Annotated in this window: 17 protein-coding genes; 11 read left to right on the forward strand and 6 right to left on the reverse strand. The window is 68.6% G+C overall.

Annotation, left to right across the window (positions count from 1 at the left end):
- Window positions 1-380: 380 nt before the first annotated feature.
- Window positions 381-668: a hypothetical protein gene (locus tag BLS50_RS21365; RefSeq protein ID WP_012338493.1), complete on the forward strand. Its 288-nt coding sequence runs from the start codon at window positions 381-383 to the stop codon at window positions 666-668.
- A 123-nt stretch (window positions 669-791) separates the two neighbouring features.
- Here BLS50_RS21365 and BLS50_RS21370 read toward each other — a convergent pair whose 3' ends face one another.
- Entirely contained in the window at window positions 792-2318 is a 1527-nt protein-coding gene (locus tag BLS50_RS21370) for an AMP nucleosidase (RefSeq protein WP_011548157.1), read from the reverse strand.
- A gap of 129 nt (window positions 2319-2447) precedes the next feature.
- Here BLS50_RS21370 and BLS50_RS21375 point away from each other — a divergent pair, with 129 nt between their 5' ends.
- The 5 genes from BLS50_RS21375 to BLS50_RS21395 all read left to right on the forward strand — a co-directional run bounded on the left by BLS50_RS21375 (window position 2448) and on the right by BLS50_RS21395 (window position 5958).
- Window positions 2448-2843: a hypothetical protein gene (locus BLS50_RS21375; protein WP_006479446.1), complete on the forward strand. Its 396-nt coding sequence runs from the start codon at window positions 2448-2450 to the stop codon at window positions 2841-2843.
- Window positions 2844-2942: 99 nt separating this feature from the next.
- Complete coding sequence (locus BLS50_RS21380) at window positions 2943-3941, forward strand: homoserine kinase (protein ID WP_027810633.1); 999 nt, start codon at window positions 2943-2945, stop codon at window positions 3939-3941.
- Window positions 3932-4741: a BPSS1780 family membrane protein gene (locus BLS50_RS21385; protein ID WP_006479448.1), complete on the forward strand. Its 810-nt coding sequence runs from the start codon at window positions 3932-3934 to the stop codon at window positions 4739-4741. The genes BLS50_RS21380 and BLS50_RS21385 overlap by 10 nt, the downstream gene beginning before the upstream one ends.
- A 187-nt stretch (window positions 4742-4928) precedes the next feature.
- Window positions 4929-5381: a MarR family winged helix-turn-helix transcriptional regulator gene (locus BLS50_RS21390; RefSeq protein WP_006479449.1), complete on the forward strand. Its 453-nt coding sequence runs from the start codon at window positions 4929-4931 to the stop codon at window positions 5379-5381.
- A gap of 157 nt (window positions 5382-5538) precedes the next feature.
- The gene (locus BLS50_RS21395; protein WP_074803939.1) at window positions 5539-5958 is read left to right on the forward strand and encodes an organic hydroperoxide resistance protein; all 420 of its coding nucleotides are present in this window, start codon (window positions 5539-5541) and stop codon (window positions 5956-5958) included.
- A gap of 115 nt (window positions 5959-6073) precedes the next feature.
- Here BLS50_RS21395 and BLS50_RS21400 read toward each other — a convergent pair whose 3' ends face one another.
- Together BLS50_RS21400 and BLS50_RS21405 are read right to left on the reverse strand one after the other, a co-directional pair.
- Entirely contained in the window at window positions 6074-6250 is a 177-nt protein-coding gene (locus tag BLS50_RS21400; protein ID WP_011548159.1) for a DUF3563 family protein, read from the reverse strand.
- An 80-nt stretch (window positions 6251-6330) separates the two neighbouring features.
- Window positions 6331-7428: an extracellular catalytic domain type 1 short-chain-length polyhydroxyalkanoate depolymerase gene (locus BLS50_RS21405; RefSeq protein ID WP_074803941.1), complete on the reverse strand. Its 1098-nt coding sequence runs from the start codon at window positions 7426-7428 to the stop codon at window positions 6331-6333.
- 258 nt (window positions 7429-7686) lie between these two features.
- On the opposite strand from BLS50_RS21405, the gene BLS50_RS21410 reads away from it, so the two are divergent.
- The 4 genes from BLS50_RS21410 (at window position 7687) to BLS50_RS21425 (ending at window position 10762) form a co-directional block, all read left to right on the forward strand.
- Window positions 7687-8385 carry a phosphatase PAP2 family protein gene (locus tag BLS50_RS21410; protein ID WP_006479453.1) on the forward strand — a complete coding sequence of 233 codons (699 nt, stop codon included), beginning with the start codon at window positions 7687-7689 and terminating at the stop codon, window positions 8383-8385.
- A gap of 128 nt (window positions 8386-8513) precedes the next feature.
- Complete coding sequence (gene modA, locus BLS50_RS21415) at window positions 8514-9308, forward strand: molybdate ABC transporter substrate-binding protein (protein ID WP_074803943.1); 795 nt, start codon at window positions 8514-8516, stop codon at window positions 9306-9308.
- A 10-nt stretch (window positions 9309-9318) separates the two neighbouring features.
- Complete coding sequence (gene modB, locus BLS50_RS21420; RefSeq protein ID WP_023474414.1) at window positions 9319-9996, forward strand: molybdate ABC transporter permease subunit; 678 nt, start codon at window positions 9319-9321, stop codon at window positions 9994-9996.
- A 64-nt stretch (window positions 9997-10060) separates the two neighbouring features.
- The gene (locus BLS50_RS21425; RefSeq protein ID WP_011548164.1) at window positions 10061-10762 is read left to right on the forward strand and encodes a sulfate/molybdate ABC transporter ATP-binding protein; all 702 of its coding nucleotides are present in this window, start codon (window positions 10061-10063) and stop codon (window positions 10760-10762) included.
- A gap of 159 nt (window positions 10763-10921) precedes the next feature.
- On the opposite strand, the gene BLS50_RS21430 is transcribed toward BLS50_RS21425, so the two are convergent.
- The 3 genes from BLS50_RS21430 to BLS50_RS21440 all read right to left on the reverse strand — a co-directional run bounded on the left by BLS50_RS21430 (window position 10922) and on the right by BLS50_RS21440 (window position 13957).
- Window positions 10922-11758, reverse strand: coding sequence for a TOBE domain-containing protein (locus tag BLS50_RS21430; protein ID WP_027812965.1), 837 nt, complete (start codon window positions 11756-11758; stop codon window positions 10922-10924).
- Window positions 11759-11811: 53 nt separating this feature from the next.
- Window positions 11812-13434: a CHAD domain-containing protein gene (locus BLS50_RS21435; protein WP_074803945.1), complete on the reverse strand. Its 1623-nt coding sequence runs from the start codon at window positions 13432-13434 to the stop codon at window positions 11812-11814.
- A gap of 139 nt (window positions 13435-13573) precedes the next feature.
- Window positions 13574-13957 carry a tautomerase family protein gene (locus tag BLS50_RS21440; protein WP_074806569.1) on the reverse strand — a complete coding sequence of 128 codons (384 nt, stop codon included), beginning with the start codon at window positions 13955-13957 and terminating at the stop codon, window positions 13574-13576.
- Between the two features lie 113 nt (window positions 13958-14070).
- Here BLS50_RS21440 and BLS50_RS21445 point away from each other — a divergent pair, with 113 nt between their 5' ends.
- Window positions 14071-14928, forward strand: a complete 858-nt coding sequence (locus BLS50_RS21445; RefSeq protein ID WP_011548168.1) for a LysR family transcriptional regulator — start codon at window positions 14071-14073, stop codon at window positions 14926-14928.
- Window positions 14929-14960 lie beyond the last annotated feature (32 nt).

Genomic DNA, 14960 nt, shown 5'->3' on the forward strand with positions numbered 1-14960 from the left:
GGTCAATGACGACAGCCGGCCCGAGCGCCGGCTGTCGTGCTTTTCATGCAACGGACAGTGCGCTTCGGCGGCTCGCCGGGCGTGACTTTGTAACGCGCTGTTAATACCTGTTCGCCGCCGTGCGCGGTCGAATGTCAAATGCTCGCAGCCGGCGCTGCACGATGCGGCGGAATCGGCCGCACCAGCGGCCCGCCAATGTCAAATGGGTGGCCCATCGCATGCCTGCGCGCCGCCAATCCTCCGTAATAATCACGACTCGCCTTTTCCGTCGTGCCGCAGCACACTGCATTGTGTCGGCGCGGCGTTCCCCCGGTGGAACGGTCCCCCTCGCTTCCATCGCGTCGCGTCGGCCCATTCATCACCACACCACGGAAAAGAACATGCAACGCTCGCTGATCGCCCTCGCTTTCGCCGGCCTCGGCCTTTCGCTGTCCGGCCTCGCTCACGCCGTCAACGTCGACGTCAACATCGGCACGCCCGCGCCGGTCGTCGTCGCCCCCGCGCCCGTTGTGGTCGCACCCGCGCCGGTGATCGTCGGCTGGCACGGCGACCGCTACTGGGACGGCCGCCGCTACTGGGAACGCCGCGAGTGGGAAGATCGCGAGCGTCATCACGGTCATGGCGGCTATCACTGCCCGCCGGGGCACGCGAAGAAGGGTGAGTGCTGAGTCACTGAGCGCCGCGCCGGTCGGCCCGCGCACTGACGCATCAAAAACAAGGCCGCACGCGAACGAGTGTTCGCGTGCGGCCTTCGTCGTTGCAGGCGCGGCTGTGCCGCTACCCGAGCAGTGTTACTGAAACGCCACTTCCGCAAAACTCCGCAGCTTGCGACTATGCAGCTTGTCGAGCCCGTTCGTGCGCAGGATCTCCATCGCCTTCACGCCGATCTGCAGATGCTGGTCGACCTGCCCGCGATAGAACGTGTCGGCCATGCCCGGCAGCTTCAGCTCGCCGTGCAGCGGCTTGTCCGATACGCACAGCAGCGTGCCGTACGGCACCCGGAAGCGGAAGCCGTTCGCGGCGATCGTCGCGCTTTCCATGTCGAGCGCGATCGCACGGCTCTGCGACAGCCGCTGCACCGGCTCGCGATGGTCGCGCAGCTCCCAGTTGCGGTTGTCGACGCTCGCGACGGTGCCCGTGCGCATCACGCGCTTCAGCTCCACGCCCTCCAGCCGCGTGACCTCGGCCACGCCGCGTTCGAGCGCGAGCTGCACTTCGGCCAGCGCCGGAATCGGCACCCACAGCGGCAGGTCGGCGTCGAGCACGTGATCTTCCCGCACGTAACCGTGCGCGAGCACGTAGTCGCCGAGGCGCTGCGTGTTGCGCAGCCCCGCGCAGTGACCGAGCATCACCCACGCGTGCGGACGCAGCACCGCGATATGATCGGTGATCGTCTTCGCGTTCGACGGGCCGACGCCGATGTTGACCATCGTGATCCCGCTGCCGTCCGCGCGCTTCAGGTGATACGCGGGCATCTGCGGCAGGCGCGGCGGCGCGGTGCCCTCGGCCGGCTCGCCGCCGAGGTTCGCGTTGTACGTGACGACGTCGCCCGGCTCGACGAACGCGCTGTACTCGCTGCGATACGCGCGCACCTCGGGATCGTCGCTTTCCGTCATCATCGTGCGGCCGAGCTTCACGAACTCGTCGATGTAGAACTGGTAGTTCGTGTAGAGCACGTAGTTCTGGAAATGCGTGGGCGACGTCGCCGTGTAGTGGCGCAGCCGATGCAGCGAGAAGTCGACGCGCGCGGCCGTGAACAGCGCGAGCGGATGCGGCTCGCCCGGCGCCGGCTCGAACGTGCCGTTGACGATGCGGTCGTCGAGATACGACAGGTCGGGCGTGTCGAAGATGTCGCGCATCGCGAGCAGGCGGTCGCGATCGAGCTCGCCCTCGAGATGGATGCCTTCCGGAAACGCGAAATGAATCGGAATCGGCTGCGACGACACGCCGATCTCGATCTTGACATGGTGGTTCTTCGCCAGCAGGCGCAATTGCTCGCGGTAATAGTTCGCGAAGAGATCGGGACGCGTGACCGTCGTCTCGAATACGCCGGGGCCCGCGACGAAGCCGTACGAGCGGCGCGAATCGACGTGCGTGTTGACGTCGGTGCGAATCCGCACGAACGGATAGCATGCGCGCACGTGCTCGGTAATCGCTTCGTGGCGGCGATAGCGCGCGAACGCGTCGCGCAGGAAGCCCGTATTCGTGTCGTAAATGGCGGACAACCGCGCGACGGCGGCGATCGGATCGTCGAAAGCCTCGACCGACGGGCTTTCGGGCGACAGCACACGGTGCCGGCGGCTCAAATCGTTCTTCATTTTCATCACCTCGTCTGATCCGACGACATTACCACGGAACCCGGTCGCCTTTATGGCCGCCCCTGCGCACGGAGGGGCCGGATGGCGCGCAGTATTTGCTAAAATCGGTGGGTTCACTGGAGACTCATCATGAAGCCGCTCATTTTCGTCGCCGCTGCCGTCGCGTTTGCCGCCGCCAGCGTCGCTCACGCCGCCGGCGGCACGCCTGACGCCGACGCGCAGGCCCGGGCCGAGGCCAACGAAGCCGCCGGCCTGCCCGATCTCCGCAAGATCAACCGGCCGGGCGCCGAAGTCACGTCGAAAGTGGACTTCGCCGACATCCGCCGCACGCCGAGCTTCCACGAAAAGAGCAAGAACGGCACCGAAGTCACCGAGTACCGCGACCGCGGCAAGCCGGTCGAGATCGACGTGAAGTCGAACTTCGGCACGCGCTACCAGATGAGCTCCACGCCCGACACGTCGCCGAAGCCGCATGACGCGGGCATCCCGATCACGCGCCTGCCGTCGCTGAACCTGCGCTACTGATTCCGTGGCGCGGCGCGCCAACCGCGCCGCGCCGCCCCTTCACCTGCTGTCGCGCTGCACGCCGCCCGCGTGCCGACACCCTGACCTGACGCATCCCGCATGGCCGTTTTCACCGCTGTTTCCGACTCCGATCTCGCGCAATGGATGCGCCACTACGAACTGGGCGACGTGCTTGCGTTCCGCGGCATTCCGTCCGGTATCGAAAACAGCAATTTCTTCCTGACGACGACGCGCGGCGAATACGTCCTCACGATCTTCGAAAAGCTCACCGCGCAGCAACTGCCGTTCTACCTCGACCTGATGCGCCACCTGGCCGCCCACGGCGTGCCGGTGCCGGACCCGATCCCGCGCGACGACGGCGCGCTGTTCGGCGAGCTGCACGGCAAGCCGGCCGCGATCGTCACGAAGCTCGACGGCGCGGCCGAACTCGCGCCCGGGGTCGAACACTGCATCGAGGTCGGGCAGATGCTCGCGCGCCTGCACCTCGCGGGCCGCGACTATCCGCGCAACCAGCCGAACCTGCGCAGCCTGCCGTGGTGGCAGGAGAACGTGCCGGCGATCGTGCCGTTCATCACGGACGCGCAACGCACGCTGCTCGAAGGCGAGCTCGCGCACCAGGCCGGTTTCTTCGCGTCGGACGACTATGCGGCGCTGCCGGCCGGCCCGTGCCATTGCGACCTGTTCCGCGACAACGTGCTGTTCGCCCATGCGGCGCCCGGCACCGGTCACGACGTGCGGCTCGGCGGCTTCTTCGACTTCTATTTCGCGGGCTGCGACAAGTGGCTGTTCGACGTCGCGGTCACCGTCAACGACTGGTGCGTCGACCTCGCGACCGGTGTGCTCGACGTCGCGCGCGCCGATGCGCTGCTGCGCGCGTACCAGACCGTGCGGCCGTTCACGGCCGAGGAGCGCCGCCACTGGAGCGACATGCTGCGCGCCGGCGCGTACCGCTTCTGGGTGTCGCGCCTGTACGACTTCTACCTGCCGCGCGCGGCCGAGATGCTCAAGCCGCACGACCCCGGCCATTTCGAACGCATCCTGCGTGAGCGTATCGCGCATACGCCCGCGCTTCCCGAGATCCAAACCGCATGCAACTGATCGAAGTGCCCGCGAAAACGGGCTATGTCTGGTTCCGTCAAGGCATCTGGCTGTTCCGCCGGAATCCGCTCGCGTTCATCACGCTGTTCTTCACGTACCTGCTCGCGATCACGCTGGTGTCGATGGTGCCGGTGATCGGCTCCGCGCTGCCGCTGGTGTTCATTCCCGGCATCGCGGTCGGCTTCATGGCCGCGTGCCGCGACACGGTGGCCGGCAAGACCGTGATGCCGACGATCCTCGTCGACGGCTTTCGCTCGTACGGCACCGTCGCGACCCAGCGGCTGCTCGTGCTCGGCGTGATCTACGTCGCGTCGATGGTGCTGGTGTTCGCCGCTTCGTCGTTCGTCGACGGCGGCGCGCTGTTCCACGTGATGATGGGCGCAGCCGACGAAGCGAACACGACGCCCGAGACGCTCGCCGCGCAAGGCACGCTCGGCGCGCTGTTCTTCGCGACGCTGCTCTATCTGCCGGTCGCGATGCTGTTCTGGTTCGCGCCGGTGCTGGTCGCGTGGCATGACGTCCCGCCGGCGAAGGCGCTGTTCTTCAGCGTCGTCAGCTGCTGGCGCAATCGCGGCGCGTTCGCCGTATACGGCGTGCTGTGGTTCGCCGTCGCGCTCGGCACGTCGCTCGCGCTGTCGCTGCTGCTGCAGGCGCTCGGCGCCGGCGCGTACGCGCTGACGATCATGATGCCGGTGACGATCATCATCGTCACGATGCTGTACTGCTCGTTCTACGCGACCTATCGCGGCTGCTTCGGTGTGCAGGAACCGGGCGCGACGACGACGATGTCGGGCCGCTAAATTGGGTCCTGGCCGGCGCCATGCGCCGGCCGTCACGCGGTTTCCGCGCCGGGTCGTCCCCGGCGCGCATCTGATCTTCCCCCTTTTCCCATATCGACCGCCTCTGGTCGGCCCTGTTCAACCCGATCTTTTGCGCGCAAAATAATTTGCGTACAAATCGTTCGCGCATTGCCGCGCCTCCCGAACCATGGACCGCCTGCCTCCGCTGCCCCAGACGCTCGACGAGCAACTGTGCTTCGCGCTTTATTCGACTTCGCACGCGATGACGAAGGCGTACAAGCCCCTGCTCGACAAGCTGTCGCTGACCTATCCCCAATATCTCGCGATGCTCGTGCTGTGGGAGCGCGACGACATGGCCGTGAAGGACATCGCCGCGCGGCTCGACCTCGACCCGGCTACGGTCACGCCGCTGCTCAAGCGGCTGGAAGCGCTCGGCTACGTGGAGCGCGTGCGCAGCGCGGCCGACGAACGTGTCGTCAACGTTCGCGTGACGCCGGAAGGCCGAGCGCTGAAGGATCGCGCGCGCTCGGTGCCCGCCGACCTCTTTTGCGCGATGCAACAGACACCCGAATTCCTGATCAGGCTGCGCGCCGATCTCCAGCAGCTGCGCGACGCGCTGTCGGTGGCCAACGAACGTTGACACGCCCGGCACGAACCGACCTTGCCCGGCGCTGCCGGGTTTTTCTTCAAAATTTCATTTGCACACTAATGATTTGTGTTCTATATTTTGTCCATGGCCGGCGACATTCCGTCTGACCGGACCGCTGTTCCCCTCTCTTCCCGACAGGAGCTGCACGATGAACATTCTGTACAAGACCAGCGCCACGAGCACGGGCGGCCGCGACGGCCGCGCGGTATCCGCCGACCACAAGCTGGAAGTGAAACTGGCCGCGCCGCGTGAACTCGGTGGCACGGGCGCGGAAGGCACGAATCCGGAGCAACTGTTCGCCGCAGGTTACTCGGCCTGTTTCCTGAGTGCGATGAAATTCGTCGCGGGCCAGAACAAGCAGACGCTGCCGGCCGATACCCAAGTCACGGCGGAAGTGGGCATCGGCCCGAACGACGCAGGCGGCTTCGGGCTCGACATCGAGCTGCGCGTGTCGCTGCCGGGGCTCGACAAGAACGACGCGCAAGTGCTGGTCGACAAGGCGCACCACGTGTGCCCGTATTCGAACGCCACGCGCAACAACGTGCCGGTGCGCCTGACGGTCGTCTGACGCGGTACAGGTTCAGGGCTCAGGAAATACAAAAAGGGCGCGTGCGGCATGGTGCCGCACGCGCCCTTTTGCGCGATTCATCGAAATGGCGGGCCGGCAGGCCCGCGTGCGCCGCTTAGCGCGCGCCGATCGAATACGGACGGTTCATTGCCGCGTCGCGATCGATTTTGCGCATGCGGAATTCGAGGTCATAGATGTCGGTGGCTTCGGCCAGATACGCGTCGGCGCGCTCTTTCGCGGCCTTGTCAGCGTTCTTGGTCAGCATCAGGAAGAGGTGGCTCAGCAGGTACATGATCGATCTCGCTATTCAAAGGTTCTGGACTAGGGTTTTCCCGAATTATAGGGAAAACCCTAGGCTTTGACCAGTGTCGATCAGACGATGCGTCGTTCGGTCGCCACAGTGCGGCGACGGGTTTCGAAAAAAGCCCAGATCATCGCGCTGGCGTCGGGGCCGACCGCCGCGTGAAACGGCACGGCTTCGTCGCCGCCGGCCCACGCGTGATCGAGCCCTTTCACGTGGCACAGCCGCACCACCGGCTCGCCGTCGCGGCACACGTCGGTAATCTGTGCGCCCGTTTCGCGCGTCTCGACCCGCTCGCCGCCGCGCAGCGCGCCTCGGCTGTCGGCGAGCCCGTTCAGGCGCATGAACTGCACGGTCAGCTGATCGGCATTCTTCGGCGCGACGACATGATCGCCGTCACCCTGGACGATCAGCGCGGGCATGCCCGGATAGGCGCCGGTATCGACCAGCGCATCGACCGCCGCGGCCGGGTTCTGCCTCAAGCCCCGCCGCATCACGTCCATCGCAGTGATGCCGGAATTCGCCTCGCCGAGCGCGGGGCCCGAGTGCAGCGCGACCGCGGCGAAGCGGTCCGGATGGTGCAGTGCAAGAAGCGAAGCAAGCCCCGCACCGGCCGACAGCCCCGCGACGTAAACACGCGACGCGTCGAAGCCATGCTCGTCGACCAGCGCGTCGACCAGCGACGCCACCGTGTCCGCCTCGCCGCGCCCCGCGCGATCGGTGTCTTCATACCAGTGCCAGCAACCGTGCGTATGCGCGCGCAGCGACTGTTCCGGATACAGCACCGCGAAACCGTGCTTGTCGGCCAGCAGGTTCATGCGCGTGCCCTGCGCGAACTCGTCGACGGACTGCTGGCAGCCGTGCAGCATCACGACCAGCGGCATCGCGCCACGCCGGCGGCCGGGCGGTATGTAGAGCCCGTATGCGAGATTCTGGACGAGGCGGCCGAGCGCGGGTGTCATCGGATGTTCGCCCCGCGTCCACTCGCCGGCCGCCCATGCGGCGGCGCGCGGCCGCACGCGCGATTCGCGCGGCGGGGACAGGTCGGAGGCCGCGGCCTCGAGTGCGTCGCGTGTGATGCGCTGGGCATCGCGCGCCGCGCGCTTGGCGGTCGGGGACAGCATGCGTTTCATGCCGCCCAGCCACACTTTGGTGAGACTTTTGGTCATCGCTCGGGCTCGCAGTCAGGAAAAATAGGGGCGCCATGAGAGTGCCACAACGGATGCATCGTTCGACTTTGTGCAATGCACCATAACATTGTTTCCAGGATTTTTCCTGCACGCCGGCCGTTGCCGGCGGCGCAAAAAACGGGCCTCATGCGGACGCGGCGCTATACTGGGGCTTCGCCGCTTGTATCCGTTGTAGTCGTTCTTCCCGGCTCGCGCGTTGATTTAAGCATTCTCCCGCCTTCGTTCGTCCCCTTCCCGATGTTCGACCTGCCTTCTCACCTGTGGATCATGATCACCGCGTTCGGCGGCGCCGGGCTGACCTTGCCGCTCGCGATCACGATTGCCGTCTGGCTCGCGCTCGGCTACTCGTGGCGGCGCGCGGCCGCGTGGCTCGGCGTGCTGGCGGCCGCGATCGGCGTGGTGGCGCTCACGAAGATCGCGTTCCTCGGCTGGGGCATCGGCATTCGTGCGTGGGATTTCACCGGCTTCAGCGGGCATGCGATGCTGTCGACGTCGGTGTATCCGGTCGCGATTTTCCTCGCGCTGATCCGCACGCGCACGCCGGTGCGGATCGCCGGCATCGCGCTCGGGCTGGCGGCCGGCGTCGCGGTCGGCGTGTCGCGCGTCGCGCTCGACGCGCATTCGCCGTCGGAATCGATCACCGGCTGCATCGTCGGGGCGATCGCCGCGCTCGCGTTCATCGCCGGCTCGTGGCGCGCGGTGCCGCACCGCTGGTCGGTGCCGGCGGTCGTCGCGAGCCTCGCGCTCGTCACCGTGGCGCTGCACGGCCTCACGGTGCCGTCGCACCGCTGGGTCACCAAGGTCGCGCTGGAACTGTCGGGCCACGAGCGCCCGTTCGTCCGCGCGCGCTGGAAGGCCAACCCGAACTACCATCCCGCGTCGCAACCGTCGTCGCTGCAGCGCACCGAGTCGGCGCCGCCTACGCTTCACGCGTGACGGCCCGCCCGGCCAGCCCTTCTCACGTCCGACCATTTCATGCGCACCGTCGCATGCGCAGTATGCCAAGCGTTATAACCCGCCCTATATTACGATTACGGTTTCCACCCGTTCAAAACGAATCCACCATGCGCTCAACCGTCCGTCCGCTTCGCCGCACCCTGCTTCGCCTGCTGCCGATCGCCACGCTTGCCGCCGGGTTCGCGTTCAGCGCGCCCGCTTCCGCAGCCGACGAACTGGTCGTGTCGGCCGCCGCCAGCCTGACGAACGCATTCAAGGCCGTCGGCGACGCGTACGAGAAGCAGCACCCGGACACCAAGGTGCTGTTCAACTTCGGCGCATCGGACGTGCTGATGCAGCAGATCGCCAAGGGCGCGCCGGCCGACGTGTTCGCGTCGGCCGACCAGAAGGCGATGGATCGCGCGGTGAACGAAAAGGTGATCGTGCCCGGCACGCGCCGCGATTTCGCCGCGAACTCGCTGGTGCTGATCGTGCCGGCGGACAGCCGCGCGGCCGCGCCGACGTCGCTGAACGACCTGACCGCGCCCGGCGTGAAGCGCATCGCGTACGGCGACCCGGCCTCGGTGCCGGTCGGCCGCTACACCGAAGGTGCGCTGCGCGCGGCCGGCGTGTGGGATGCCGTCAGCGCGAAGGGCGTGCTGGCCGCCAACGTGCGCCAGAGCCTCGACTACGTCGCGCGCGGCGAGGTCGACGCGGGCTTCGTGTTCGGCACCGACGCCGCGATCATGCCGGGCCGCGTGAAGGTCGCGCTGACGGTGCCGACGCAGACGGTCATCACCTACCCGATCGCCGTGGTCAAGGACAGCCGCCACGCCGCGCAGGCGCAGTCGTTCATCGATTTCGTCGCGTCGCCGCAGGGCCAGGCCGTGCTGTCGACGTTCGGCTTCAAGCCCGCCAAGTGAGCTTATCGCGATGCAAGACGCCTGGGTCCCGCTGCTGCTGTCGCTGAAGGTCGCCGGCTGGGCGACCGCGCTCGACATCGTGCTCGGCGTCGCGGCCGCGTTCGTGCTCGCGCGCTGGCGCTCGCCGCTGCGCGACGTGGTCGATTCCGTGCTGACGCTGCCGCTCGTGCTGCCGCCGACGGTGCTCGGCTATTACCTGCTCGTGCTGCTCGGCCGGCGCGGCGTGTTCGGCGCGTGGCTCGACAAGTTCGGTATCGAGCTGGTGTTCACGTGGCAAGGCGCGGTGATCGCGTCGATGGTCGTCGCGTTTCCGCTGATCCTGAAATCGGCGCGGGCAGCGTTCGAAGGCGTCGATCCGCATCTCGAGCGCGCCGCCCGCACGCTCGGGCTCGGCGAAGCCGCGGTGTTCTTCCGCGTGACGCTGCCGCTCGCTACGCGCGGGATTCTCGCCGGCGCGCTGCTCGCGTTCGCGCGCGCGCTCGGCGAATTCGGCGCGACGCTGATGATCGCCGGCAACCTGCCCGGCCGCACGCAGACGCTGTCGGTCGCGATCTACGCGGCCGTGCAGGCCGGCGACGACAGCACGGCCAACTTCCTCGTGCTGGTGACGTCGATCACCTGCGTGCTGGTGCTGCTCGCGACCGGCTGGCTCGTGCCGTCGCGCGCCCGGCGGAGCCAGCTGACATGAAGCGCCTGTCCTGTCCGCATCGCCGGAGTCGTCCGGCGGCCGGCCCGCTTCGGCGGAGGCCCGCATGAGCCTCGTCGTCGACATCCGCAAGACCTACGCGAGCGCCGAGCGCCGCTTCACGCTCGACATGTCATTCACGGCGACGACGCAGCGCGTCGTGCTGTTCGGGCCGTCGGGCGCGGGCAAGAGCATGACGCTGCAGGCGATCGCGGGGCTGCTGACGCCCGACGCAGGCACGATCACGCTGAACGGCGAGCCGCTGTTCGACGCCGCGCGCCGGATCGACGTGCCGACCCGCGAACGCCGTGTCGCGTACCTGTTCCAGGACTACGCGCTGTTCCCGCATCTGAACGTGCGGCAGAACATCGCGTTCGGGCTGACGTCCGGGCTGCGCAACCCGCGCGCGAAGACGGTGCCGCCGGAGGTCGCGTACTGGCTCCGCGCATTCGACCTCGAATCGCTCGCGGGGCAATACCCGTCGCAACTGTCGGGCGGGCAGAAGCAGCGCGTGGCGCTCGCTCGTGCGCTGGTCGCGCAGCCGCGCATCCTGCTGCTCGACGAACCCTTCGCGGCGCTCGACGGCGCGATGCGCCAGCGCATGCGCCATGAGCTCGCCGAACTGCAGGCGCGGCTCGACATCCCGATGGTGCTGATCTCGCACGACCCCGACGACGTCGCCGCATTCGGCGACCAGGTCGTGCAGTTGAGCGAAGGACGCGTGCAGGCGAGCCCGCCGCACGCCGAGTGGCCGACGCGCGTCACCTGAGCGCGCGACGCCGTGGTCGTGAGCGTGGCACTGGCCGCCACGTCGGAGCCTGAGAGACGCCGCGGCGCGGCGCATACTGCAAGCGGAAACGAAGCCGGTGCGATGCATACGCGTGCGGCACCGGCTTCGCCCCGCCCTGCACGTCGGCTGCCGGCCAGGTCAGCCCGTCACCGCCAGAATCACGCTCGACGCCTTGAACAGCGCGATCGCGCGCCGGCCGGCGGCGAGCTGCAACGCATCGACGCTGTCGTTGGTCACGACGGCCGTCAGCGTCCCGCCGCCGTCGAGCGCCAGCGTCACCTCGCTGTTCACCGCGCCCGCCGCGACGGCGTCGACGCTGCCGTGCAGCCGGTTGCGCGCGGACACCTTCAGGTCGGGCCCGCCATCGTCGACGGCGAGCACGACCCACGACGCCTTCACCAGCGCGCATGCGTGCGCGCCTTCCCGCAGCCCGAGCGCCTCGGCGCTTTCGTGCGTCAGCACGGCGACGACGGCTTGCCCGCCCGGCAGCGCAAGCGTCACCTCGTCGTTGACGGTGCCGCGCACGAGCGACGCGATCTTGCCGAACAACTGGTTGCGCGCGCTCGTCTTCATCCCGATCCGGCCGATCAGCGCCCAGTCGACGTCGAAGCCGGCAACGGCCGCGCTCGCGGCCTCGATGAAGCGGCGATGCTCGCGCTCGATCGTGCGGAATGCGGCGATCAGCGACGTCGCGCGCGGCGTCAGCGTCGTGCCGCCGCCGCCCTTGCCGCCCGTCGAACGCGCGACGAGCGGTTCGCCGGCGAGATTGTTCATCGTGTCGACCGCGTCCCACGCGGCCTTGTAGCTGAGGCCGACGGCCTTCGCCGCGCGCGTGATCGAACCGGTGTCGCCGATCGCCGCGAGCAGCGCGATGCGCGTCGCGCCGCCGAGCGTCTGTTCGCCGGCGCGCAGCCACAGCTCGCCGCCCAGTTCGAGCGGTTCGGCGGACGAGGAAGAAGGCGGGACGTCGGTCATCATCGGCATGCGTGCGGGAAACGGGCGGCCATTATAGGGGCGGCGCGCGGCGCTCAGCGTGGCTTGCCGTCGAGCTTCGGCGGCCGCAGGCTGGCCAGCAGCGTCTCGGCGTCGCGCGCCGCCCGCTGTTCGAGCGCGGCGCCGTAGCCGCGCACGAAACCGAGCTGATACGGCGGCGCCGCCAGTTGCTCGAGATGGTGCAGCGCGACCATCGCGTCGTTCGCTTCGCCGAGCACGCTCTGCACGCGCGCCAGCGTCTTGACCGTCTCGGTGCGCGTGCGGCGCGACGCCAGCGACGCGAAGAATTCGAGCGCGTAGCGCAGCCGCTTCGCATCGATCCGCACCTGGTGGCGTGCCGCCGTGTCGAGCGACGTGAGAGACGGCGATCCGTAGAGATGCCCGAACAGCCGCCGTACGCGCTTGGTCGCGTGACGCCGCAGCGACGGCGCGTCGTCGCCGTCGGCCGCCGGCAGCGCGAGCGCGCTCAGCCATTCGAGCCAGCCGAGCGTCAGCCGCGCATAGCGGGCCGAATGCAGCGCCTGCCGCAGCTCGACGCGCGCGGCCATCGACTGCGCGCGGGCGGCGTCGAGCGTGCCGTCCCAGTCGCCGCCGCCGCCGTCGGCCGCGATCAGCGCGGGCAGGCTCTCGGTCGCGAACACGTCCCAATCGCGCACCGTGCCGAGCAGCTTGGCGAGCCAGCGCAGGTCGACGCCGAGCGTGTCCTTCCATTGACGGTCGGTGAAGCGCGGGAAGAAGCGCATCAGCGTGCGCAGGCGGCGCAGCGCGACGCGCATCTGGTGCACGAATTCCGGGTCGTCGCGATCGAGCACGCCGCACTCGTTGCCGAGCCATTGCGCGGTGATGTCGCCGGACAGCACGAACAGCGCGGCGCGCTGCGTGCGGATGCCGGTCAGGTCGACGGGCTGCGCCTTGACCAGCGTGGCGGCCACCGGTCCGCCCGCACAGGCGCGGTCGATCACGCTCGTCAGTTGCACGAAGGCCGGCCACGCGCCGCTCAGTTCGCGCGCCGCGGCAAACAGCGCGTGCAGCGCCGCCGTGCGCGCGGCCACGGTTTCCCAGTCGGGCGCGGCCAGGCGCAGCTCGACGTGGCGGCGCGGCGGCTCGCCGCCGCCGTGCAGCGTGATGTCGTCGAGCGTCATCTCGACCACGACGCCGCTGTCGTCGGCCCAGCGCCCGCGCCGCCGTTCGCTGACGAGACGCAGCGCCGACGCCTGGGCCCGCGCTTCGTCGGTGTCCGGCGCACCGCCGTCGGTTTCGGCGGCCGGTGCTGCGTCGGCATCGGCCGCGCCAGCCGTCGCGGGCACCGGCAGCGGCGTCGCGACGACGATGCCCGCGTGTTCCGCGTCGAACAGTTCGCGCTGCGTGATGCCAGGGGCGAACGTCCGGGTGCGCGATGCGACGACCCGCGTGCCATGCGCGTTCGATTCGACCCAGGTCCACCAGCTCGCGCCGGGGCTCCGCTCGGCCTCCTCGATCTGGCACGGCTCGACCGTCACGCGTTCGTGGCCGCGCCGCATCCGGACCTGCGGGCAGATCCGCCACGCGCGCACGAGTTCGGCGCCGAAGTCGCGTTGCGCGCCACGGGCACGGCTTGCGCCCTTGACCGGCCACCCTTCCAGCGACAACGACAACACGATTTCCAGCACACGCGACATGGAGGCTCCTGCACATGAAGGATCGCCGGCGCATCGACCGCGCCGGCGTCGCTCGTGAAGCAGCTTCCATAGTACACGCCGCCCAAACCCGCTGGCGTCGATCCGGCCCCGCCGCCCTGTGGCAGGTCAAGCCGGCACGTCAGACCGCATATTGCGCGATGCCGTTGCCGAACGACCAATTCTCCTTCAGCACTTCGACGAGACCGATGAATACGTCTTCCTGCCGCACGCCGGGCTGCTGCGTGAGGTTGTCGGCGATCGCCCGGTACAGCGAGCGCTTCTGCTCGAGCGTGCGGGTGTTGTTCGCGGTGATCTGGATGATCACGAGATCGTCACTGCGTTCGATATCGAGGTAGTGGCGACCGAACACGAAGTTCTCGGCCGTATGCTCAGTCACGACCATGAAAATGTCGTCCTCGGGGACGTTGAACGTCTGGATCAGCGCGCGTTGCACGCCGTCGACGAGGGCTCTGCGGTAGGCGGCCGGCTTGCCTTCGCGTAAGGCGATACGGGTGAATGGCATGGTCATGCTCCTGTCGGTGAGTGACGGTGAAGAACGAAAACACAGCGTCAGGTTAGGCGCGGCCACCTATAATGAACAGTCATTGATGAATATTTCATTTATTTTCATTTGAAATGAAAGTACTCGATCTCGATGCCGTCCGCGCCTTCGTGCTGGTCGCCGACCTCGCCAGTTTCACGCGCGCCGCCGATGCGCTCGGCACCACGCAATCGGCCGTCAGCCTGAAGCTGAAGCGACTGGAGGCCCATCTCGGCAAGCCGCTGCTGGCGCGCACGCCGCGCGTCGTCAAGCTGGCCGCCGACGGCGAGAATTTCCTGCCGGCCGCCCGTGCGCTGCTCGACGCGCACGAGCGTGCGCTCGGCGCGATCTCGACCGGCACGGTGCGCCTGTCGCTCGGCGTCAGCGAGCACGTCGCGGTGCCCGACCTGCCGGCCGTGCTGACGAGCCTGCACCGGCAGGACCCCGGGCTGTCGCTGGAAATGCATCTCGGGGCGTCGACGAGCCTGCTCCCGCAATACGACGAACGGCGGTTCGACGCGGTGATCGCGCGGCACGAGCCCGGCGAGGACCCACCGCGCGACGACGCCACGCCGCTGTTCACCGAGCCGCTGGCATGGCTTGCCGCGCCCGACTGGGCGCCGCGGGCTGGCGAGCCGCTGCCGCTCGCGGTGCTGGCCGGCCCCTGCGGGGTGCGGGCCGCCGCACTGCGCGCGCTCGATCGCGCGGGGTTGCCGTGGCGCGAGCGCTTCACGGGCGGCGGGGTCGCGGCGGTCACGGCGGCCGCCGCGGCCGGGTTGGCCGTCTGCCCGCTCGCGCGGCGCGTCGCCCCGCGCACGCTGGTCGACGTCGGCGCGAAATTCGGGTTGCCGCCGCTGCCGCAATCGCAGGTCGTGCTGTATTCCCGCGTACGCGACGCCCGCGCCGCCGCCGCGTTGCGCAGGTTTGCCGACAGCCTTGCAATCTCGGCGTAAACTGGCGGGCCCGCCGCCCGTAATATCCAGAC

This window comes from Burkholderia orbicola (genome assembly GCF_900100915.1).
GTDB lineage: Bacteria > Pseudomonadota > Gammaproteobacteria > Burkholderiales > Burkholderiaceae > Burkholderia > Burkholderia orbicola.